Below are 22463 nucleotides of genomic sequence, written 5' to 3'. Positions count from 1 at the left end.
AGTCTCTGTTCCCCAACTTTAAAACAGCTATGACCAATTCCAAGCCACGCGACGTACAAGTTTTACCAATTGCTACCAATACTAAAGCTATCAGGGCACGTAGTTGGTCACGTCTGCGGTTTGAAATTGAATACGCACTTGAAAGAGGTACAACCTCCAATTGCTATTTAATTGAAGCTGATAAAACCGCACTTATCGATCCACCGCCAGAAAGCTTTACCGAAATTTATTTAGAGGCATTGCGGCAGACTTTAGATTTGACAACTTTGGATTATATTATCCTGGGTCATTTCAACCCCAACCGAGTTGCAACCCTCAAAGCAATTTTAGAACTGGCACCACAGGTAACTTTTGTCTGTTCTCTTCCCGGTGCGAACAATTTGCGGGCTGCTTTTCTAGAACAAGATTTAAATGTCTTGGTGATGCGGGGGAAAGAAACTCTGGATTTAGGCAAGGGTCATGTTTTAAAATTCTTCCCCACTCCTAGTCCGCGCTGGCCGGAAGGACTTTGTACCTACGATCAGCAAACCCAAATTCTCTACACAGATAAGTTATTTGCAACTCATCTCTGTGGTGATGAAGTGTTTGATGATAACTGGGAAGCGCTCAAAGAAGACCAGCGTTACTATTTTAACTGCTTGATGGCTCCCCAAACTCTTCATGTGCAAGCAGCTTTGGAGAAAATCTCAGATTTGCAGGTGAGAATGTATGCTGTGGGTCATGGGCCTTTAGTACGCAGTAGCTTAATTGAGCTTACCAAAGCTTATGGAGAGTGGAGCCGTTCTCACAACGATCGCGAAATTTCTGTTGCCTTACTTTACGCTTCAGCTTACGGAAACACAGCTACTTTAGCACACGCGATCGCTCTGGGACTAACTAAAGGTGGAGTTGCAGTTAAATCAATCAACTGTGAATTTGCTACCCCTGATGAAATTCGCATCAACCTAGCGCAATCAGAGGGTTTTATCATCGGTTCTCCTACCATCGGTGGTCATGCACCTACTCCCATTCATACCGCTTTAGGGATTGTGCTATCGAGTGGTGACAATAGCAAACTCGCCGGGGTTTTTGGTTCTTATGGCTGGAGTGGCGAAGCATTTGACTTAATTGAAGGTAAACTCCGGGATGCCGGATATCGCTTTGGCTTTGACACCTTGAAGGTGAAGTTTAAACCTGATGATGTCACTCTCAAGTTCTGTGAAGAACTAGGTACAGACTTTGCCCAAGCACTAAGAAAGGCTAAAAAGGTACGCGTACCCCAACAAGCCGCTACCCCAGTGGAACAAGCTGTTGGTCGGATTGTTGGTTCCGTTTGTGTGGTGACAGCGAAACTTGGAGAAGTGTCTACAGGGATGTTAGGCGCTTGGGTTTCTCAAGCCACCTTCAACCCACCTGGACTAACTGTTGCGATCGCCAAAGACCGAGCGATCGAATCTTTGATGTATCCAGGCGGTAAGTTTGCCTTAAATATTCTACCTGAAGGCAATCATCAAGATTACATGAAACATTTCCGTAAATCTTTCGCCCCTGGAGAAGATCGATTTGCCAACTTTAGTACAGCAGTTGCAGATAATGGCTGTACCGTCCTCACTGACGCATTAGCATATTTGGAATGCTCAGTCAACCAACGTCTAGAATGTGGCGATCATTGGGTCATCTATGCAACTGTAGACGAAGGTAAATTACTCAAACCTGATGCTGTTACTGCCATCAACCATCGTAAAACAGGCACTCATTATTAATATTGTGAGAAGTTTAACTTAACAAAATTGCCTTGACTATAGAGCTAAGGCATTTGATGACAAAAATTCTCTTTTTTCTTGTGGGATGGGCATCTTGCCCGTCCCAGTTTTTTTGTCGATATGCAGAATACGCCCAAGTAAATTTTAGTTATCTAGAAGGTTCTCTATCTTTAGACAGATGTTCAGGGTTATTTAAGTTTTAGATTATACACTATATGTTCTTATGTTACAACTCCATCTATTGTTTTAAAAGAACTCCGACAATACTCTGGTAAATTTCTGAAATAAAGAACCACTGACTACGAACTGTATCAAGAGCGCTTGCTCAGAACTGCTGATGAAACGGATGTTGCTGGCGTATTGCGTTATATCAAGGGTTTGGTAAATTTGCCTAATATAACTTTACAAGGTGTTCTAATTTCCATATATCTTGGCCGATCCACTATTAGGCTATTCTGAATAATCCCAATAAACCTTGAATATCCAAATGTTTAAAATCTGTCTAGCTGTTGCTACTTTTTTACCTTTTATTTTCTTTCCTCTTTACTCACAATTCCCGCATTCACCACTAACTTCTATCAACGTTGCTTTTCTTTTTTTTGGAACTGCTCATGTTGCAACTACTGGATATTTTTATTGGTGCAGAGAATTTAGAGAAAATATTATAGTTAAGAATAAGATGAGATACATATTCTTACCTATTATGCTGTTTCTGATAGCAGGATTTATTTATGCTTACTCACCGGATTTTTTAAAGATATATCTGCTGCTGTTCTATTGGGTTTGGCAATCTCATCATTACGGACGCCAAAATATTGGTGTGTATAGCTTCTGGGTTAAACGACCTCTGAAAAAACTGGAAAGACAATGTATCACAATAGGAACATTAGCAGGTACATTTGCAGCATTGAAGATAACAGGTTATGCAATCGCTCCTATTTTCTTACATCAATTAATTGATATGATGTATTATTTTGGACTGTTTCTTGCTGTTAGCGCTTTTTTTCTATCAGCTTGGACAATCTTCAAAGGTGCGAATCCTTTTCTTTTTGTTATGTCACTCTTTTTTGTTCCGGCTTTTCTTTCAAATAATATTGCCATAAGTTTTTTTACTTATGCGATCGCACATGGTTTGCAGTACATCGTATTTATGGGGGCGATCGCACTTGGGGATAGTAAGAAAGCACTGATTCCTTTCAGTATATATATGATTCTTGGTGGGGCGATTTTATATAGTAGTCAGTGGGCTGGTGATTCTGTGTGGATACAGTTCTTTGCTGGTGGAGTACTTGGTTTGACAATGGCCCATTTTGTTGTAGACGCCCATGCATGGCGTTTGTCAATGCCAGTGCAGAGAGAATTTGTGTTGAAGAGACTAACTTAATTCTCTTTCTGTTTTTTTGATTTTTTATGCCATACTCGTTCAAGTTTTATGGATACTTCAAGCCTAAATTTTTCTTTTCAGGAGTGTGCGTTATTAATTGGCTCGTACTCAAATGTATAACATAATACGGTTAATTTAAGTATTTATTTTTTCTCTTTTTGTCCTTCACTACCTATCAAGCGGGCAGGAAAACTCTGGCTGCTCAACTCAGGCACAGGAGAGTTTAGCTTTGCCGATTTAAAGCGGGGAGTGTTTGAATCAGTCGTCTTTTGTCCGGGATATCTGCGCGGTTGTGCATTCTATGGCAACTTTGCAGTAGTGGGAATTTCCCAACCCAGGCATAACAAGACATTTAGCGGCTTGGCTTTGGGGACTTCCAAGAAATAAATGTCGTCTAATGGCGATCGGGTTTCGCAGCGACGAAATTCGGCGGGTGGTAAGGCTGGGATGAAAAGCAATTCAATCAAAATTTATGTCTAATTCCGGCTTTGTAACAGTTTGCCTTAAGCGAACCTTATTATGTACGCCCCTAGCAATGTCTTTGAAGCAAGAATTTCGTGAAAAGTAAAATATTTCACAGGATAATACAATTCTCAGTATTAAAGCGGAAACAACATAAATTCACCTACTGAAATTCCGCAATTGCCACAAAGACAATTGCAAAAACACAGTGTAGCCTTTAACTAGAAAAACACTATCAGGCAGTTTCTAGACAAAACTTTTATATTATTTTTTGTTCTTATGACTCCAAAACACACCAAAACTAAATTTCCTCTTTGGCAATATCTGAACCAGCCCTTATTTAGCCGCGAGACTAAATTAGTATTGAATCCCCGACGCTTTGTCTTGATTTGGCGTCTGCACCTTCTAGAACGTTGCTGGGGTAAAGAATGTGACGCCAAAGGGCCTCAACAGCATTAGATATTTGAAAAGCTGGCAAACTAAGCCTCGTCTACAGAACGAGGCTTTTTGCCGTCAAGTAAAGCACTGACAGTCATATCTCCCATGACATTAATTGCGGTGCGGCAGCGATCCAAAAACCAGTCTACAGTAACTAGCAAAGCAATGTACTGGGTAGGTAAGCCTACAGAAGTGAATACCAGTGTCATTGTCACCAGTCCAGCATTAGGAATATTCGCCGCACCTACCGAGGCAAATATCGAGGTAAGGATGACAACTAACTGCTGTGTTAAGCTCAGATGTTGCCCAATTAGTTGGGAAATATACAACGCAGACATTGCTTCATAGAGGGCAGTACCATCATTATTGAAATTTGCCCCGACTAATGCCCCCAAGGCAGCAGAAGATTCTCTTAAACCGACTTTTGTTTGCAAAACCTCAAAAGTTACGGGCATTGCTGCCGCCGAAGAAGAAGTTGAGAAAGCTGTTAAAAAGGCATCAGAACCGCCAGCGAGGAATTTTAGCGGGTGTACCCAAGAACCGAATTTTACTCTGGTGAGGTAGTAGCAAGCTTGCAATCCCAGTGCTAACAACACGGCTAAGATGAATGCACCCAAAGATTTAAACGGTGCAAAGCCCTGCATCGCAATAGTTTTAGCTACAATCCCAAAGACTGCGAACGGCACTAAGGCAATTACCCAGTTGAGGATGCGGACTACCGCTTCAAATAAAATTCCGATGACATCCTCTATCGGCTGGAATCCATTCTTGCCTTGGGCAATTTGTTCAGATTTTAATCCCCGCAGGACAATGCCAAAACTTAGAGCAACCACAATCAACTGGATGACATTATTATCAACCAATGGCTTGAGTACAGCTTCCGGGACAGCATCTTTGAGTATTCCCCAAGGATCGAGACTCTGAGCAGTTATTGCCGTACTGGTTGAGGTGGCTACATTGCCCCAAGTCCCTGGACGCAGAACATTGGCTACCAAAAGTCCCACTAAAATAGCTACAGTTGTGTTGGTTAAGAGTAGTACTGCCAGCCGCCGCCCAGCTGTACCAGGGATATTGGTAGTCATCAAAGTATGCAGCACAGCTACTAGAATTAAGGGTGTAGCCAAGGCGCGGAGAGCCTTTAGCACCAATTCCGCCGGAATTGCTAAATTGTTGATTAAAGCCGCGTTGCTGGGGTTGGGATTTCCCGCACCAAGGGCAATTCCGACGCTGATTGCGGCGACTAAGGCGATGACTATTTGTAAGGTGAGAGGGATACGCTGCCACCAAGGGCTAGCTTTGGTTGCAGGCGAAGTAGTTCTCTCTGTTTGACTCATTGGCTAGGTACTGCTTAACTACTGTAACTATTAAAACAACACTAATGATAGTGACAATTCCCGAAAAAGAACAGCATTAATTTTAGTTAAAAACTGTTAATCTAATATTCCGTTGCTTTGCAAAATCTAGCTCAAAAGGGTATACCACAAGGTAGGCCCCTAGAGGGATCTTGGCTTGTGGTTGGAGATGCTTATGTCCTTTGTTCCTTTACATATTCACAGCGACTATAGTTTGCTCGATGGGGCAAGTCAGTTACCAGAGTTGGTAGATCAAGCGATCGCACTGGGAATGAAAGCGATCGCCCTTACCGATCATGGTGTCATGTATGGAGCGGTTGAATTGATCAAAATCTGCCGTAGTCAAAATATTAAGCCGATAATCGGCAATGAAATGTATGTAATTAACGGTGATATTGAAAAACAAGAACGCCGCCCCAAATATCATCAAGTTGTCTTAGCTAAAAATACCAAAGGTTACAAAAATTTAGTTAAATTAACTACAATTTCTCACCTCAAAGGTGTTCAAGGGAAAGGAATTTTTTCTCGACCTTGTATTAATAAAGATTTATTAAAAGAATATCATGAAGGCTTGATTGTCACCAGCGCTTGTTTGGGTGGAGAAGTCCCCCAAGCGATTCTCAGTAATAGACCAGATGCCGCCCGAAAAGTTGCCCAATGGTATAAAGATGTATTTGGTGATGATTATTATCTAGAAATTCAAGATCATGGCTCCCAAGAAGACCGAATTGTAAATGTTGAAATCGTCAAAATTGCTCGGGAACTAGGAATTAAAATTGTTGCGACTAATGATTCGCATTTTATTTCTTGTTTTGACGTTGAAGCCCACGATGCTTTGCTATGTATTCAAACTGGCAAATTAATTATTGAAGAGAAGCGGATGCGTTATAGCGGTACTGAGTATCTCAAGTCTGGTGAAGAGATGCGGCAGCTATTTCGTGACCATTTACCAGATGATGTGATTGTAGAAGCGATCGCTACCACTGAAGAAGTCGCTGACAAAGTTGAGCCTTACCATATTATGGGTGAGCCTCAGATTCCTACACCCCCCATTCCCCCTGGTCATACTGCTGACACTTACGCCGAAGATGTTGCATGGAGTGGACTTTTAGAACGCTTAAATCGCAAATCTCGTCAGGAAGTCGATTCCGTCTATAAAGAAAGATTGGAATACGAACTGAAAATGATTCAGCAGATGGGTTTTTCCAAGTACTTTTTAGTTGTATGGGACTACATCAAATTTGCTAGAGATAATAATATTCCCGTAGGGCCAGGTCGGGGTTCGGCGGCTGGTTCATTAGTTGCTTATGCGATGCGAATTACTAATATTGACCCTGTACATCATGGGTTACTATTCGAGCGCTTCTTGAACCCAGAACGTAAATCCATGCCTGATATTGATACAGATTTCTGTATTGAACAACGAGATAAAGTTATTGATTATGTAACAGAGAAATATGGTGCAGATAGAGTTGCCCAAATTATTACTTTTAACCGCCTAACTTCTAAAGCAGTTTTAAAAGATGTCGCCAGAGTATTAAATATTCCCTACGGTGAAGCTGACAAAATGGCGAAATTGATTCCTGTAGTGCGGGGGAAACCAACGAAACTCAAGGTGATGATTTCCGATAAAACTCCAGAACCAGAGTTTAAAGAAAAATATGATAAAGAACCCCATGTTCGTCATTGGCTTGATATGGCGATGCGAATTGAAGGAACTAACAAAACTTTTGGTGTTCATGCAGCAGGTGTAGTAATTTCCGCAGATCCACTTGATGAAATTGTCCCGTTACAGAAGAATAATGACGGTTCTGTGATTACCCAATATTTCATGGAAGACCTAGAATCAATGGGTTTGTTGAAAATGGATTTTCTAGGTTTACGGAACCTGACGCTGATTCAAAAAACTGTTGATTTAATTCAAGAAACAAAAGGATATCGGATTGATCCTGATGAAATTCCTCGCCAGGAAAGAAAAGCCCAGAGGATATTAGCTAAAGGTGAACATAGCACTTTACCAAAAGATGTCCAAAAAACTTATGAGTTATTAGAAGCAGGTGAGTTAGAAGGGATATTTCAACTAGAATCTTCTGGGATGCGTCAGATCGTGCGAGATTTGAAGCCCTCTAATATAGAAGATATTTCTTCAATTTTGGCACTTTATCGACCCGGCCCATTAGATGCGGGACTGATTCCTAAATTTATTAACCGCAAACACGGTCGAGAAAAGATTGATTATCAACACCAAGTTCTAGAACCAATATTAGACGAAACTTATGGAATTATGGTCTATCAAGAGCAAATCATGAAAATTGCTCAAGATATGGCGGGATATTCTTTAGGACAAGCTGACTTGCTGCGTCGGGCGATGGGTAAAAAGAAAGTTTCTGAGATGCAAAAGCAGCGAGAAAAATTCGTAGATGGCGCAGCAAAAAATGGCGTTCAGAAAAAAGTTGCGGATGAATTATTTGAGCAAATGTTAAAGTTTGCTGAATATTGTTTAAGCTATGAAACGGAAATATTGACAGTGGAATATGGATTGCTGCCGATTGGAGAAATTGTCGAAAAAGGCATTGAATGTAGTGTATACAGTGTTGATAATAATGGAAATATTTACACGCAACCTGTGGCACAGTGGCACGATCGCGGCGAACAAGAGGTATTTGAATATTGCTTGGAAGATGGTTCAATAATTCGGGCAACAAAAGACCATAAATTTATGACTGTTGATGGTCAAATGTTGCCGATTGATGAAATATTTGAACGGGAATTGGATTTAATGCGGGTAGAGGGTTTGCCGAATTGACAGGAGGGGTATTCAGAGGGTGTAGGGAACCCACGTTTAAAAACGTGATATTAAGGAAGATGCGCCAATAATACCAGGGTTTGATGGGTTTTAGTCGAGGGCGATACTCTTTGAGAGTCGCTTTGTAAAAAAGTTATCATACCATCCTGCTAACCAAATTCATTGGTTTACCAACCAGACCGCCAGACCGCCAGGGAATAGAATTTCCTGTCTAATAGTGCAAGTCCTCTTCTAGAGGACTAGAAAAAACTTGGTTTAATTATTCACTAGCTTCACATAGTCGTCTTCAGACGACTTTAGCCTTTACACAGGGAATTTCATTCCCTGGCTGGCTTCGTGAACTGTGGCTGATTTGCTGATTCCTGCTTCCCTGGCTAACTGACTCATTGCCTGGCTGCCTGGCTGACGGACACTGCTAATATGATAATTTTTTCCAGCAATATGGGAAACATAAATGTATGTAAATAAATACAAAATTTAAAAAATATTATGTCTCTGTGGCGACTTTTTTATCATATTTTTTGGACAACAAAACAACGCCAACCTCTAATTACCTCCGATCAAGAAACTGAGCTTTATAATTACATTATTGATAAATCCAATAGTTTAAATTGTAGACTCCATGCCATTGGAGGTGTTGAAGACCACATACATTTAGTAGTATCTATCCCGCCAACAATCGCGATCGCAGAGTTTGTGAAAAGAATTAAAGGAAGTAGTTCTCACCATTTCAACCACAATCTTTGCCCTACATCAGAAAAATTTGCTTGGCAAGAAGGATATGGTATATTTTTTTGGGCAGTAAGCAACTTGAGCAAGCTGTTATATATGTTAAAAATCAAAAAATACATCATCTTGAAGGCACAGTAAATTTCCATTTAGAAAAAGCAGGCGTATAACCAAGAAAAAGAAACTGCTAATATCTACGGGCAACTCAAAGCTGATTTATTTAATCAATTTGCACCCAGAGAAAAAAGTAAGCGGAGAAAACCTAAAATAACTGATTTAGGTTTTGGTGAAGTAAAGAGCGTCATTTAGAATTTTGAATTGTTAATTGCGGTTTTCCCCAAAGTATAGTTTCCTGCTTATAAATGGCAATTCCCGGTTTGGCTCCTTTGGGTTTGTAGACGTGTTTTGGCTGAGTGTAAACTACTGGCACTTGATCGCTCTGACGGGCGCGACTGTAGTAGGCAGCAAGATTAGCCACAAATTGCAAATCAGCTTCTTCTGCAACAGCACCCGGTTCTAGACGTAGTAACACATGGCTTCCTGGAATTTCTTGAGCGTGGAACCATAAGTCATAATCCCCTGCGACACGAAAGGTTAATTGGTCATTCTGGCGATTGTTGCGACCGATTAATACTTCAAAGCCGCCGGGGGTAAGGTAACGATGAAAGTTGGTGCTGGGGGGTTCGTTTGCACTGCGGCTGCGGTATTCTGGATCTTCCAGATACTTTTGCCCTATTAACTCTTCGCGGATTTCTTCTAAAGCTCGTAAATCTTCTGCTGTTTGGTAGGTGTCTATTTGCCCGATCGCAGCTTCTACTTGCTCTAAATACTCAATTTCCGTCTGCACTTCCAATAGTAGCGGTTCCACAGCAGCACGGGCGCGTTTAAGCTTTTGGTGCTGTTTGTAAAGACTTTGGGCATTTTGGACGGCATTTTTATCTGGCTGAAGTGCGATCGCAATTGGCAAATTTGTCTCAAAATCTGCAAGGATAATTTCTTTCATCCCCGGTTCCCAGTTTTGCAGGTGAGCCATCAATAAATCTGCTTTTTGCCGATATTCATCGGCTCGATCTGATTGCTGTAAGCGCGTCTGAAAGGTTTGAGCTTTATTGCGTAATTTCGCCAGAATATTATTCAATTTCTGACTCAATTGATGGCGCAATTGCGAAAATAACTGTTGATCAATTTGGTTACTGTAATAGCGGTTGAGCAACTCCTGAATATTTTTGACCTTTTCAACTACACCCCAACCCATTACGGTGTAACCATCTTTTGTCCAAGCGGGTTGAAATTTTTTGGAATCCAAGGCTTGCAGCCATTCTTGCCAACGCTCAAACAGCTGTCGCCAATCGTCGGGGTTGAGAGTATCGGTAGATGTTTCTGGTGTGATATTTGCTTCTAGCAGCATTAACTCCAGTAATGCGGCACTCAAGCCACTATAACTTTTGAGTAATTGCCGCTTGATTGCTCCTGGTACTAAACTTACCCGTTCTTGCCAACGTTCTTGAGATTCGCTCAAACTGGGGACAGTTCCAGTCAGTTTCGGCGGTGTTTCATAAGGTTGTCCGGTTTGGATGGGACGAACACTAGATTGTTGCTGACTGACTTGATGGGCGGCGGTGATAATTATATTGTTAGCGTCGGTGAGAATCACATTGCTATACTTGCCCATGATTTCGGCATAGAGATGATACAGGGCGCTTTCTCCAGGACGACGGGCAAATTGCAAATCGATAACCCGCTCCCAAGGGGCGATCGCTTCAATTCCTACCAATGCCAAACCACCCAATTGGTGTATTAATTGTTGGCTAAAGGTAAAGGTATCAGGCGATCGCGGTGGCGGATCGCCGATACAAATATGTGCAGCTTGGGGATGCCAAGAAATTTGTAGCCAATCCCGTTGTTTCAGGGTGCGTAATGCTATGGCAATAGTGTAGCGATCGCGTTGATAAACCTGTTCTGTCCGCGAGGGCAGCCAGTTAGCGCGTATTTCGCTACAGGTAGCTGTAAGAGTAGTGAAGTCAACTGGTTGCATAGCCATTCGCGTTCAAAGGTCGATGCTCAGTATACTTCTATCTATTGATATTAGCGTAGGTGTAGCCCGCCTTCTCTACAGGACGCACTCACGTTTGCGATCTTGTATCAGTTGGAAAGGCTATTTCTGGTGTAGTTAGTGATCCTTGCAAGTATTGCCAAATTCTTTACGGTTGGTTGGCAATACTCTTGGCTTAGAAATTGTTTGTCATAATTTCAGACTTAATAGAGACGCAAATTTTGCGTCTCTACAAAAGTTATCACTATGTAGATAACCTGATCGAAACCGTATCGAGTTGCTGAGAAGATTATTTAGCAAGCAATAGGGGTTCTTGGACTGGTTGTAGCAGTTGAGTATAAAGTTCACTCAACTGAGTTGCTACACCATGCCAACTAAACTTGCTTTCGACGCGCTTTCTACCAACTTTACCCAATTCGTCTCGCCACTCTGGATTTAAAAGAATTCGGTCAATGGCAGACGCAAAGGCATTTACATCTTGTGGTGGTGCTAATAAACCAGTTTTTTCATTAACTACAGTAAACTGAAGTCCGCCGACATCGCTAGCCACAACTGGTGTACCGCTTGCCATCGCTTCGATCGCTACGAGTCCAAAGGGTTCATAGTGACTAGGAACAACGCAAACATCGGCGGCTGCGTAATAAGTTGGCAAAATCTCTTGACTGAGACGACCGACAAGGATGGTGAAGCCGCTCATTCCCAATTCATTGATAATAGCCTCAATGCGATCGCGCTCAATTCCGTCGCTGTTACCTGGAGTGCTACCACCACCAATAATTAGCTGGATATTTTTCGAGTCACGTAGTTGAGACTCGTTGACTGCACGCACCAAAGTTTCTATACCTTTGCGTTCGTCAAAACGTCCTACATACAGCACAACCTTTGCTTCTTTATCAATACCCAATTTAAATCTGGCTGCTTCTCGCCCAATGGAACCAAACCGCTGAATGTCTGTACCACAGGGAATGATGTCGATATTGCCTTTAGTGGAAACTAGCGATCGCATGTGTTGTTGTTCTTGTGGACTTGTCGCCACAATTCGCTCTGCTGTTTCCAACACTTGTTTTTCTACTGCTAATCGCACACTAGCAATCAGAGGAATATTTTCTATAGTGTTATATTTAACTGCCCCTAAGGAATGGTAGGTGTGAACTTGTTGACTTCCTTGGATTTTCTTTAACTCCATTCCCACCCAACTAGAGAGCCAATAATTAGTGTGAACTAACTGGTATTTAAGCTCATTTTTTACTTGAAATTTGAGGAAATTATCCACAAATTCAGACAGATAATCAAAAATTTCATCTCGCGGCACAAACTCAAGAGGGCCAGCTTTTAAACGAATAGTTCGACAATTGTCACTATGTTCAATAATCGAGTCTTGCTCCAGATTCACCTTGCGGGTAAACATATCAACTTGCCATCCTAGCTGCGCTAGTGCTTCACCCACCTGGCGCACATAAACATTTTGTCCCCCAGCTTCTTCTTTGCCTATTTCAATCGCCGGATCTCCGTGGACGGAAATCAAGGCGATACGTTTTTCGGTGGTAGAGTTCATAGTTTGTGTGTGGCTGATTTTAACAAAGTTTTAGGCTGTTCCAAGCTTGTGAATAACACACTGCCTGAATTGTTTAGGAACTTTGATTAATATTGAATTGATTTTAATTTACTATGCCTAATCTTTTTTTACATCTTCTGTCAGAAGTATACTTTTAGATTAAATACAAATATTTAATCTATATTTAATTTGTTTTTAATTTCTTTAGATATAGAAAATCGTTATAGTTATATTTCATACTTTTGATATACGAAAATTATATTTTGCATTCATCTCTAGCTCTAATTTCATAGATATAGCAATCTTAAATTTGCTTTCTACCAAGATACTCAGCTCCCCGGCTTCTTCAAGAAGTCGGAGAGCTTCTCGTTTATAGATGTATTGACGCTATATAAGTAAAATAACTTATCAATGAGTATTAATTTTAATAAGTATATGTTCAATTTAGATATTGAAGTTCAAATCACCTACCACATTTACCTCACCGCGTTGAACTCATTTTGTATTAAGTAGTAAGAATAACTGTTAAATATTGATGCAAAATCGGGTACTTTCTTGAATTTGCTTCGGAAAGTTTCAGATTATATTTTCAACCCTTAATAAATTTCAGGAGCAAATCAGGTGTTTACTTCGACCTTACTCGCTGCTGCAACCACACCCCTGGAATGGAGTCCGACAGTTGGGCTGATTATAATTCTTGCTAATATCGTTGCCATCGCCTTTGGCAAATCTAGCATCAAGTATCCCAACGCAGAACCAGCACTACCTTCACCCAATTTATTTGGTGGTTTTGGTTTACCCGCACTTTTAGCAACTACTGCCTTTGGTCATATCTTAGGCGTGGGCGCTGTCTTAGGGCTGCATAACCTGGGAAGAATTTAGGTTATTACCCAAAATAGCCTTAATTTAATGATTCTTTTGTCTCCAGCTTGAGCCAGAGAGTTAGTTCTCTGGCTCTTTTTTATGCAAATTCTCCTGAAATATCTCTGTTTTGCCTAGTAGGAAACCACTTTGTATAAAGATTATATTGGTATACTTATACACAAATAATCATTTTTAAGATAAATAGACTTAAATTGCGTGTATCTAACTCTTAACAAATGTCCATTCTAATACCCTGATGGGGGCTTCTTGTAGGACTTGAGCTAATTCAGTGCTGCTCTCAAATTTCACCTCGAAGAGGTCGCAAGCTTCAATGTTGACCGTGAATTTATCATCTTGGAAGGGCCAGGGTTTGACAACGACCAAGTTATCACTGCGCTGCATGATGTTATAGCGCTTACCTTCAGGGCCCTTGCTAATTTCTAAAAACCGCTCATCTTCAGGTAGTTCTTGCTGACAAAGAATAAGCGAAAGGCGATCGCACCATTGCATAAATGCATAAGCTGCATCAACTCCGTCTTTTTCGATGCCCAATTCTTTACGCCAACGTTTCTGATTCTGAAGTTGCTCATCTAAAAGTTTGTCTAATTTTGAAGACTTACCCCGGCTTGGCTCATTTAAACGGCTGATGTGCATGGAAATTAATAGAGCTACCCATCGTCCACGGTAAAGTGAATTCTTTGCTAAATTAGCCAATTTATCGACACCTGTATCTAAATCAGCATTAGAGGAGAGGGTGAAGTCCTTCGGCGCACCTGCTTCAGTCAAAATATCTTCTTCCCACTCTTTTTCTAGGTCATCGTGGTGGGAGATTGCAGTTATTGTTTCATATAACCTTACTGGAGCATCTTTGCGTCGCCATTGTCCTGCCAATTGAGCTGCTAATAAAGCATGGGCACGATGATAAATAACTTCCCAACCATTTTGCGTAGCGTTGACAATCACAAGTTAATCTCCTGATTTTGAGTTGAATTAATTTCTGAATTTAGAAATATTGGGGTAGAAATTGAAGCAGCGATCGCTCTAACTTTTTCAGTGTGGCTGAATATTTCTAGCTAGAAATATTTTCAATTAAGTCTCATAGCCAAATACTTAGCTAATATTCCCAACTTCTTAGAAAAGTCGGGAATATTTTTGCTCCCTAAATATAGCTAAATGCCAAAAAATGGTGGGCTATTTGCCCACCGAAATGATTGGGAGTTTTTTAGAATATCCCAAAAATCTCTTTGCTCAAAATCAATCTATACTCTAAGAGTGGCTTTCTTGCGGATTAGCAATGTATTTGAATGTTGGCTCAGAATTCCAAGGGCCACGCTCGTCTTTACCATCGCCGTCTGTCGATAGGTTGTAGTAAAGAGCAACAGTTTCATCTGGTTTAATATTACCAAAGAAAGGATCTGTCAACTTACCTAGTGAATCTAGAGCTTTCATAAACATCTGAGTATGAGAAATTTCTCGTGTTAACAGATGCACTAAAGTCTCTTGAGTTCCTTTGTCGGTTGCCAACTTAATCAATTCTTCGTAAGTTTGACGAGCGCCAGCTTCAGCTGCAACGTTAGCTCTTAAATCACGCACTACATCTCCGCCCTCATTTAAGTAATTTGCAGTCCAAGCATTACCCTGGCTATCTAGAAAATGAGGCCCAATCCCTCGGACTGCAAAGAGAGTACTTTTATAAGCCTCTGTTTGATCTACATTTTTAGTATGAGCCTCAATAAGTTTCCCAACCATTTCTAAATGGCTGAATTCCTCAATGGCAATGTCTTGGAGCATATCTTTAATGCCAGCATTCTCAACATGGAATGATTGAACCCAATATTGAAGTGCTGCACTAAGCTCTCCAGTAGCTCCGCCAAACTGCTCTAGTAGCAACTGAGCAAAACGAGGGTTTGGTTCGCTAACGTTAACTGCATGAATAGGCTCTTTTTTGTGAAAAAACATAGATTTACACTTCCCAAAATTTGGTGTTACAGAATGAGTCAACTTATCTTTTAGTCTTTTTCCAGAGAGAGAGCTAATTCGATGTTTGATAGCTTCTTCAACTGGTCAACTAGAAGACTGAATAAAATACAGTAGTTATCTCAGGTTTGATAACTGCACAATCAATGATTAGGCATTGCTACTTCTTCTAATTAATCCCCATAGATAAATAGCAACAATTGCGCCAAGCACAGCCACTAAAATACCAGGTAGAGTTAAACCAGTGCCAGCCGCAGTAATTTGTAGAGTTCCTGTTCGTAACAAGGTAAATAGAGTTCCACCAACGAAAGCACCAATGATACCCAATATTATTGTGGAAAGGATTCCGCCACCTTGATAACCAGGATAAATAGCTTTAGCAATCGCACCTGCGAAAATTCCTAAAACTATCCAAGCAATAATACTCATAACTGCCTCAACAAACTCACCTGTATCTAAGTTATCAACTCTGATTTCAAATTCTTTCTACCAGATGGGGTAAATGCTAAATCCAAAAGTTAGACAAAAAAACTTTATATCCAGATTGATTGGATGATAATTTATCTTTACTACTATTGTTAAAAGTTTCTTAAATGCAATAGCACAATATTTATTTAATTTATGTTTTTTTATATCTATCTTAAGATTTAGAATATTATCTAACTTTTTGGAGATGCGTCAAAATATTGATTAATAAAAATATCAGATGAATTTAGATCCCCAACTTCTGAGGGAGCCGGGGATCTGGGCAGCAACAGTTGCAGAAATAATATCAAATGGCGCGGGAAAATTTTGTCTCTCGCGTCCTTGTATGAGTATCAAAGATCACAGCAATATTTCTTACTAGTAATCTACCGATATCTGTAATCTGAATCTGATTTTTTGATAAACTGACTAGTCCATCGGCTTCTAGTGGTTTTAAAGCCTCTAGTTCCTCAGAGAAATATTCATCGAAACTTATATGATATTTGTTTTCAATGTCTTGCTTATGAAGCTGAAAGTGAGACATTATACCCATAATCACATCCCGTCTGATGATATCATTCTCAGTAAGTTTAATACCTTTACTAACAGGTAATGCACCCGCTGTAAGTGTCTGATAATAATCCTTTAATTCTTTGTGGTTTTGGGCATAAGCATCTTCTAGCATACTGATGGATGTGGCACCAAAACCAAACAATTCTGTTTCAGCATGGGTAGTATAACCCTGGAAATTGCGTTTGAGAGTGCCATTGCGTTGAGCGATCGCTAGTTCATCATTAGTTTTCGCAAAATGATCCATCCCAATAAATAGATATTCGTTATTTGTTAATTCTTCAATGGTCATTTTTAGAATCTCTAACTTTTCCTCTGCTGGGGGTAACGCTTCTTGAGGAATATTTTTTTGTGTCGGTTTGAGCCACGGCACATAAGCAAAGTTAAAAACTACAATTCTGTCAGGATCTAATTCAATCGTCTTTTTCAGCGTCTCTTGAAATGTCTCGCGGGTTTGATAAGGTAAACCATAGATTAGGTCTACATTCACACTTTCAAATTTAGCTTCTTTGATCCAACTCATGACATCAAATAGCATCTCTTCTGGCTGGACACGATTTACAGCTACTTGAACTTGGCGATTAAAATCCTGAATGCCAAAACTAATGCGGTTAAAGCCAATCTGTCTCAGAAAGAAAATGTAGTTTTTATCGATATAGCGAGGATTAATTTCAATTGAAATTTCTGCTTTGGAATCGATGTTAAAATAGCGATTGATATTTTTCCATAAAAATTCTACTTGGTGACGTTCTAAGTAATTAGGAGTACCACCTCCCCAATGGATTTGCAACACTTTTCTATCTGGATCGATTAAAGCTGCGGTGTTTTTGATATCTTGAACCAAAGACTCCACATAAGGTTTAGCAATATTCTTGTTGTTGGAAATTACTGTGTTACAGCCGCAGAAGTAGCAAGCACTTTGGCAGAAGGGGATATGGAAATACAAAGAAAGAGGGGTTTTGCGTTGATTCGAGGCTGCGATCGCGGCCTTAAAATCAGTTTCAGTGAATGTTTCGCTTAACTCTGTAGCGGGCGGGTAACTGGTATATCTAGGTGCGCGAGTGTCGTACTTTTGAATCAGATCCAGATCAAACTTGACACCAGGTAATAGAAAAACCATTGAGTTGCTTTCCAATGAATGAAGGGGGATTGGGGACTGGGGACTAGGGATTGGGGACTGGGGATTGGTGGAGAGGGGAGAATTATTGAACAAGTTTCTTTCTAATCCCCAATGCCCAATTCCCAATCCCCAATAAAAATTAATTAGTCGCAGCTACTTCAGTGCTACCTGAATTCCGAGAACGAGTGAGGCTATTAAACAGGACTTGACCGAGTGCTTTAACTAAACTTCCCTCTAACTCTTGAGCCATTTGTAAATTGAACCCAAAGGCATTATTGGCTTCTGCAACAATCCGTTCTGCTGTTATATCATCAACGGGTAATGCATTTAATGCCTGACGATACTTATCCTTAAATGCCTTTTTGTCAGGAATTTGCTCAAAGTTGTAAAAAGATGTGCCTTCATAGCCCGAAAGTTTCAGGGCTGACTGAGCAACTTTTTGTAACATTTGACCCCCAGAAAGATCGCCCATGTAGCGAGTATACGCATGACCTAACAGTAACGCTGGTTCACTAGCAGAAATTTCCCGAATGCGGCTAATGTATGTCTGGGCCGCTGGTGAGGCTGTAACTTGCTCTCTCCAATTATCCCCATAATAAAACACCATATCTTTTTCGAGCGATAATTGGCGATTAAGTTCAGGAAAGTAAACGGCACTAATTACAGGATGCTTTACATGGCTTTCTAATGCCGCTTCTAGTTCACTATAGACGTAATACAAGTTGCTTAAGAACTTGGCAAAGCAGTCTTTATCCACAACTCCTTGCAAAAAACATTTCATGAATGCCACATTTTCCGCTGATGTATGGGCTTGTTGAGTTCCAGAGCGGAGTTTGATGGCTAGATTGCTACTCATTGTTGCTTCCTTCATGTTCAAGCACAAGGTTTATTGGCAGTCACCGATTCACGATGCCTGCCAAGGCCAGCTAAAAAATTGTTATTCTAGGTTTAGGTTTAGAAAGTATTTGCATCACTCTATCCAGCAAGAATCACTGCCGATGCAAATCCCAGCTATTTTTATCTCTCCTAAAAATATTTAACTGTTCATTCATATATAACTATGGGGATATTAATATTTATTTATGTTTTTCTGATGCTCATATTCAGGCAAATTTCAGTTGAGTAGTAACAAAACTGATTTTGGAATAGGCATTTTAACTCTGCTGAAACTATCGGATTCTTTAATACCAGAGTCATTGAAGAGACGAATCACATTGCCACACGCGTATTTATTCTAATATTGAATACAAATCATCCAGAATTTGTCCGATGATTAAAGCAGTGTTACGATTTTAATTTAATAATATAGCGGTTATCGATTGGATGAGAACACCAAAGTCCTTACTGTAATATCATTTCAGCAAAGTTTTTGTATCTCATTTAACTGCACACTGCTATAGCAGAGATTAATAAGAGCGATCGCTCAATTCAATCCTCCAGCTTCTTGTGTTAAAGGTGGGTTCTTAGTGAGCGCCAGGTATACCTTCATACATGAACGATCGCACCGAGCAATCAATATTGATATTTCCTCATCTCAATAATCCAAGCAACCTCATACTCCTGCAAATCTAATCACCACACGAGCAAGGCTAATCAAAAAATTCAATACTCTCTCTGCTTTAATTGCAGCATCAATATCTCGTTTGATGTTTTGCAGCTCGGCAATAATTTGGTCGTGATCTGGACGGATCAAAACTTGTGTGAACATAGCCGCTCTCACAGCATTGAGTGCATCCTGGCATTGTTCAATAGGTTCAGATAGTATATCGATAAATCCCCAATTTTCTTCTTCTTCTGCTTGCAAAAGGGCAAATTGCAATCTAAAAAGGATGTTTTTTAGATTTTTTTCTGCTTGTCGAAAAACTTGCAGGTCGATAGATTTACCAGGAGGCAGATTTTCTATCGAATCAATGCTATCAATAATCTGTTTTATCTGTTCTTTAATCTTGTTGAGGCTAATTGGTGTAATCATTTTGAACTATCTCGTTATGATGAACATTCGAGAGGTTGAGTATCAGAAGTTGCCGGAAGGAGATTCTGTCTTTGTTTGTTTAACATATCATTTAGGATGGGATCTTCCTGAATTACTGTTTGAATCTCTTTAATTCTTACATTTACAGCAGTAATATCCGACCCAAAGCTAGAGGCTATTCCTAAAATTGTAGTGATTTTTGCAACAATTTCATCAAAACTTACATCCTTGTATTTTTCGATAAGTTGGGAAAGCTTTGCTCCTGTCTCGGCTGTCAGCAAAAGTTTAGCTCTAGCTTGACAAATAATTTTTTTATCTTCTATATTGATGCTGAGTAACTCATCTAAAGCTTGCTCCGCCTGATTGAATATTTGTGTTTTATCTACCTCAGAAGTAGCATTCTCAAATTGCGTTCTGAGCTTGCTAAACCGAAAAAGAATCACAACTCGATCTGGATTTTTCGGTGAGGGTGGATCTTGAGCAATCAGTTCAGCTAGAAGTAGCATCTTGACAGTTAATCGCCTAGAAGGTTCAGCCGCTCTAGTAACCGCACCCGCTTCAGTGCCTAATAATCCTGCTTGTTCAATATTGTTAAAAGTCTCGCCTGCTACGATATATTCTTGCTTGAGATCGTTGAGAACGTTATTAACAGGATTTGACCGGGTGTTTGTCTGAAGTTGATTTTCAATTATATTCGATATTTGGTCTATATCAGCAAAGTCTATATTGCGATCGCTTAAGAGTCTTTTTACCAGTCTTCCCCGCAGTTCAACAGTTGAGCGCGGTAGAGGATTGAGTTGATAGATAGTTTTGACAGATTCAATCGCATCACTTGCCTGAGTTTTAAAGTTCAGTGCCGTTAGTCGCAGTACCGCTCTCCTCTCTGGACTACAACTGCTTAGAGCGATACTCACTATCAAAAAAAGCAGGAAACTTTTTAATTGAACTGGATTTTTCATCAAGTAGCCTCAGAGAGTGTTAGAAAAGTAAAAGTTACTCTAAAAACATTAGCCGAAAAGTATTGCGATGCCTGCGGCGGGCGTAGCGATCGCACTAAAATTCAGCTAGGGTAGGTTAGCGACAGACTAGTTAAGTAAGATTATTATTTAAGCTTGCAAAATTTCTACTGCCAATACCAGCAAAGTTTGCAATTTTAAGAAAAAAAGTTAAAGATTTAGCACTAGCAAATCCACAAAGCATTTCCCAATCTCGGTTCCAGTTACCGAAAATTTAAGTATTTCACAACCATTAGTTAACATCGTTATTAACTTGGGGTTTTTTCCAAACTTAAGAACTATGCTTCTGTTTACCTTTTCCTGAGCAAACTCCAACTCCAAGACGTATTCAGAATAAACTTTTTGAAATTACATCCTTAAGATTTGTAACTATACTGCATAAATTTGGAAACAACATAAGTAATAACAGTATTCACCTACCCTAATAGGTAAATTTTTAGTACATTTATATATTTTTTTTGATTAAAAATGCAATTACAATCGAAAAATCATATACGAAGGCGGGGTGCGACTTTGACAACTCAAGGCTCAAGGAAACTGAATCAGGCAAAATCTCAGTTAGAAATTGAGCAAAACTTTAAGCGATACACTCTTGAAGACCTCAGTGAGAAAACAGGTTTAACCCCCAATACCCTTAGTAAAGTCTTTAATGGCTCAGTAGGAGTCGATAAGCGAACCTTGGGTGCTGCTTTAATGCCTTTAATATGACCTTGTTAAAGGACGATTATTTCTATCTGGAGCCTCATCAAGACAATCTTACCGAGACTGGCTTAATGTCATCGGCTGAAGCCTGCGGCCGCATCGAACCAGTATGCGATTCTCGCAGCAATGTAGGGCAACCCCACAAAATGCAGCGATTCCCGAAGGGACGGCAGAGCCGAACGCCAGACAATCTATACCCTCGTTCCCCAAACCCACCAGGAGGACAGATGCCCCTGGATTCAGTCTTGTACATTGATCGTCCTATTCTCGAATCCCTCTGTTATGAAGCCATCCAACAAGCTGGTGCGTTAATCAACATCCGCGCCCCTAAGCAAATGGGCAAAACCTCCCTAATGGCCCGTATCCTGACTTATGCTAGCTCCCAGGGGCATCACACCGTTTCCGTGAACTTGCAACTTGCTAACGACGAGATTTTACAGAACTTAAAACGCTTCCTACAATGGTTCTGTGCCAGAGTTAGCAAGCAGTTAGACTTGCCAAATGAGACTGCTAATTTTTGGGATAACTCCTTGGGCAGCAAATCAAGTACCACTGATTATTTTCAGGATGTAATCTTAACCAACCTCGATCGCGGAGTCTCTTCAAGGGAGAATCGCCCCCTAGTCATTGCGATCGATGAAATCCACCAGCTTTTTGCCTACCCCGACGTTGCTCGTGAATTTCTCCTACTTTTACGAACATGGTCTGAGCAAGCCAAAGAAGTTGATGCAGACATTAATCCTTGGCACAAGCTGCGATTGGTGACGGTTCATTCTACTGAAATTCTGATGCCTCCCTCCATCGATCCCTCTCTCTTGAATACTGGGTTAGTTATTGAGTTACCTGAGTTTACCCCTGCTCAGGTACAGGATCTAGCATATAGGTGCGAACAAGAGATAACCTCGTCACAAACCCAGCGTTTGATCGCTCTGTTGGGGGGACATTCCTATCGGTTGCAGTTAGCATTTTATTACCTAGAGCAGCAGACAATAACCCTAGAAGAACTCTTAGAAAATTCTGCGATCGCTACCGCTATCTATGCAGACCACCTAGAACAGCAATGGTGGAACTTGCAACACTATCCCGATTTATTGTCATCGTTGACAGAAATCGTTACACAGTCAAGTCCTGTAGATTGCGAGGCTGTGCAAGGCTCCCAGTTGCACAAAATGGGATTAGTGCATCTGCATGATATGAAGGCAAGTATCGCCTGCGAGTTATTTCGTCCGTTTTTCTGCAATCGCCTGCGGTAAATC

Annotated in this window: 18 protein-coding genes and 1 pseudogene; 9 read left to right on the top strand and 10 right to left on the bottom strand. The window is 40.5% G+C overall.

Features of this window, described 5'->3' with window-relative positions; translation table 11 throughout:
- Positions 1-29 precede the first annotated feature (29 nt).
- The 4 genes from HWQ39_RS25915 to HWQ39_RS25900 all read left to right on the top strand — a co-directional run bounded on the left by HWQ39_RS25915 (position 30) and on the right by HWQ39_RS25900 (position 4047).
- Positions 30-1742 (top strand): diflavin flavoprotein, encoded by a 1713-nt coding sequence (locus HWQ39_RS25915; protein ID WP_292851540.1) that lies wholly within the window; start codon positions 30-32, stop codon positions 1740-1742.
- Between the two features lie 487 nt (positions 1743-2229).
- Entirely contained in the window at positions 2230-3126 is an 897-nt protein-coding gene (locus HWQ39_RS25910; protein WP_292851537.1) for a hypothetical protein, read from the top strand.
- A 141-nt stretch (positions 3127-3267) separates the two neighbouring features.
- Positions 3268-3513 carry a DUF4915 domain-containing protein gene (locus HWQ39_RS25905; RefSeq protein ID WP_366932301.1) on the top strand — a complete coding sequence of 82 codons (246 nt, stop codon included), beginning with the start codon at positions 3268-3270 and terminating at the stop codon, positions 3511-3513.
- 354 nt (positions 3514-3867) lie between these two features.
- Entirely contained in the window at positions 3868-4047 is a 180-nt protein-coding gene (locus HWQ39_RS25900) for a hypothetical protein (protein WP_292851534.1), read from the top strand.
- 20 nt (positions 4048-4067) lie between these two features.
- Here HWQ39_RS25900 and HWQ39_RS25895 read toward each other — a convergent pair whose 3' ends face one another.
- Positions 4068-5360, bottom strand: coding sequence for a dicarboxylate/amino acid:cation symporter (locus tag HWQ39_RS25895; protein ID WP_292851531.1), 1293 nt, complete (start codon positions 5358-5360; stop codon positions 4068-4070).
- Between the two features lie 193 nt (positions 5361-5553).
- Between HWQ39_RS25895 and HWQ39_RS25890 the strand changes: the two genes are divergently transcribed.
- Both HWQ39_RS25890 and tnpA read left to right on the top strand, forming a co-directional pair.
- The gene (locus HWQ39_RS25890; RefSeq protein ID WP_292851528.1) at positions 5554-8184 is read left to right on the top strand and encodes a DNA polymerase III subunit alpha; all 2631 of its coding nucleotides are present in this window, start codon (positions 5554-5556) and stop codon (positions 8182-8184) included.
- Positions 8185-8673: 489 nt separating this feature from the next.
- A pseudogene (gene tnpA, locus HWQ39_RS25885) lies at positions 8674-9083 on the top strand (IS200/IS605 family transposase).
- A gap of 131 nt (positions 9084-9214) precedes the next feature.
- Here tnpA and HWQ39_RS25880 read toward each other — a convergent pair.
- Both HWQ39_RS25880 and HWQ39_RS25875 read right to left on the bottom strand, forming a co-directional pair.
- The gene (locus HWQ39_RS25880; RefSeq protein WP_292851525.1) at positions 9215-10948 is read right to left on the bottom strand and encodes an NFACT family protein; all 1734 of its coding nucleotides are present in this window, start codon (positions 10946-10948) and stop codon (positions 9215-9217) included.
- A gap of 307 nt (positions 10949-11255) precedes the next feature.
- Entirely contained in the window at positions 11256-12521 is a 1266-nt protein-coding gene (locus HWQ39_RS25875; protein ID WP_292851521.1) for a glycosyltransferase family 1 protein, read from the bottom strand.
- Between the two features lie 621 nt (positions 12522-13142).
- On the opposite strand from HWQ39_RS25875, the gene psaK reads away from it, so the two are divergent.
- Entirely contained in the window at positions 13143-13403 is a 261-nt protein-coding gene (gene psaK / locus HWQ39_RS25870) for a photosystem I reaction center subunit PsaK (protein ID WP_292851518.1), read from the top strand.
- A gap of 204 nt (positions 13404-13607) precedes the next feature.
- Here psaK and HWQ39_RS25865 read toward each other — a convergent pair whose 3' ends face one another.
- From HWQ39_RS25865 to HWQ39_RS25835, 7 genes are all read right to left on the bottom strand, one after another.
- Complete coding sequence (locus HWQ39_RS25865) at positions 13608-14348, bottom strand: DUF3891 family protein (RefSeq protein WP_292851515.1); 741 nt, start codon at positions 14346-14348, stop codon at positions 13608-13610.
- 303 nt (positions 14349-14651) lie between these two features.
- On the bottom strand, positions 14652-15344 hold the full coding sequence (locus HWQ39_RS25860; protein WP_292851512.1) for a manganese catalase family protein: 693 nt from the start codon (positions 15342-15344) through the stop codon (positions 14652-14654).
- Positions 15345-15512: 168 nt separating this feature from the next.
- The gene (locus tag HWQ39_RS25855) at positions 15513-15791 is read right to left on the bottom strand and encodes a GlsB/YeaQ/YmgE family stress response membrane protein (RefSeq protein WP_292851509.1); all 279 of its coding nucleotides are present in this window, start codon (positions 15789-15791) and stop codon (positions 15513-15515) included.
- A gap of 343 nt (positions 15792-16134) precedes the next feature.
- A complete protein-coding gene (gene hemN, locus HWQ39_RS25850) occupies positions 16135-17517 on the bottom strand; it encodes an oxygen-independent coproporphyrinogen III oxidase (RefSeq protein ID WP_292851506.1) in 1383 nt (460 codons plus the stop codon).
- Between the two features lie 139 nt (positions 17518-17656).
- A complete protein-coding gene (locus HWQ39_RS25845; protein ID WP_292851503.1) occupies positions 17657-18373 on the bottom strand; it encodes a heme oxygenase (biliverdin-producing) in 717 nt (238 codons plus the stop codon).
- Between the two features lie 696 nt (positions 18374-19069).
- Positions 19070-19489 carry a hypothetical protein gene (locus HWQ39_RS25840; protein ID WP_292851500.1) on the bottom strand — a complete coding sequence of 140 codons (420 nt, stop codon included), beginning with the start codon at positions 19487-19489 and terminating at the stop codon, positions 19070-19072.
- A 14-nt stretch (positions 19490-19503) separates the two neighbouring features.
- Positions 19504-20448, bottom strand: coding sequence for a hypothetical protein (locus HWQ39_RS25835; RefSeq protein ID WP_292851497.1), 945 nt, complete (start codon positions 20446-20448; stop codon positions 19504-19506).
- A gap of 525 nt (positions 20449-20973) precedes the next feature.
- Here HWQ39_RS25835 and HWQ39_RS25830 point away from each other — a divergent pair.
- Together HWQ39_RS25830 and HWQ39_RS25825 are read left to right on the top strand one after the other, a co-directional pair.
- Positions 20974-21213, top strand: a complete 240-nt coding sequence (locus tag HWQ39_RS25830) for a helix-turn-helix transcriptional regulator (RefSeq protein WP_292851494.1) — start codon at positions 20974-20976, stop codon at positions 21211-21213.
- A complete protein-coding gene (locus tag HWQ39_RS25825) occupies positions 21210-22460 on the top strand; it encodes an AAA-like domain-containing protein (RefSeq protein ID WP_292851491.1) in 1251 nt (416 codons plus the stop codon). The genes HWQ39_RS25830 and HWQ39_RS25825 overlap by 4 nt, the downstream gene beginning before the upstream one ends.
- Positions 22461-22463: the final 3 nt, after the last annotated feature.

The organism is Nostoc sp. NMS8, assembly GCF_017115045.1.
In the GTDB taxonomy this organism is placed as follows: Bacteria; Cyanobacteriota; Cyanobacteriia; order Cyanobacteriales; family Nostocaceae; genus Nostoc.
Note: the sequence above shows the minus strand (reverse complement) of the source record. Positions and strands in the feature narration are given on the sequence as shown.

What these genes read in the sequence shown, in the direction of transcription:
- HWQ39_RS25915 (WP_292851540.1), top strand. Translation starts at nt 30, where the DNA reads ATGACCAATTCCAAGCCACGCGACGTACAAGTTTTACCAATTGCTACC.
- HWQ39_RS25910 (WP_292851537.1), top strand. Translation starts at nt 2,230, where the DNA reads ATGTTTAAAATCTGTCTAGCTGTTGCTACTTTTTTACCTTTTATTTTC.
- HWQ39_RS25900 (WP_292851534.1), top strand. Translation starts at nt 3,868, where the DNA reads ATGACTCCAAAACACACCAAAACTAAATTTCCTCTTTGGCAATATCTG.
- HWQ39_RS25895 (WP_292851531.1), bottom strand. Translation starts at nt 5,360, where the DNA reads ATGAGTCAAACAGAGAGAACTACTTCGCCTGCAACCAAAGCTAGCCCT.
- HWQ39_RS25890 (WP_292851528.1), top strand. Translation starts at nt 5,554, where the DNA reads ATGTCCTTTGTTCCTTTACATATTCACAGCGACTATAGTTTGCTCGAT.
- HWQ39_RS25880 (WP_292851525.1), bottom strand. Translation starts at nt 10,948, where the DNA reads ATGCAACCAGTTGACTTCACTACTCTTACAGCTACCTGTAGCGAAATA.
- HWQ39_RS25875 (WP_292851521.1), bottom strand. Translation starts at nt 12,521, where the DNA reads ATGAACTCTACCACCGAAAAACGTATCGCCTTGATTTCCGTCCACGGA.
- HWQ39_RS25860 (WP_292851512.1), bottom strand. Translation starts at nt 15,344, where the DNA reads ATGTTTTTTCACAAAAAAGAGCCTATTCATGCAGTTAACGTTAGCGAA.
- HWQ39_RS25855 (WP_292851509.1), bottom strand. Translation starts at nt 15,791, where the DNA reads ATGAGTATTATTGCTTGGATAGTTTTAGGAATTTTCGCAGGTGCGATT.
- hemN (WP_292851506.1), bottom strand. Translation starts at nt 17,517, where the DNA reads ATGGTTTTTCTATTACCTGGTGTCAAGTTTGATCTGGATCTGATTCAA.
- HWQ39_RS25845 (WP_292851503.1), bottom strand. Translation starts at nt 18,373, where the DNA reads ATGAGTAGCAATCTAGCCATCAAACTCCGCTCTGGAACTCAACAAGCC.
- HWQ39_RS25840 (WP_292851500.1), bottom strand. Translation starts at nt 19,489, where the DNA reads ATGATTACACCAATTAGCCTCAACAAGATTAAAGAACAGATAAAACAG.
- HWQ39_RS25835 (WP_292851497.1), bottom strand. Translation starts at nt 20,448, where the DNA reads ATGAAAAATCCAGTTCAATTAAAAAGTTTCCTGCTTTTTTTGATAGTG.
- HWQ39_RS25830 (WP_292851494.1), top strand. Translation starts at nt 20,974, where the DNA reads ATGCAATTACAATCGAAAAATCATATACGAAGGCGGGGTGCGACTTTG.
- HWQ39_RS25825 (WP_292851491.1), top strand. Translation starts at nt 21,210, where the DNA reads ATGACCTTGTTAAAGGACGATTATTTCTATCTGGAGCCTCATCAAGAC.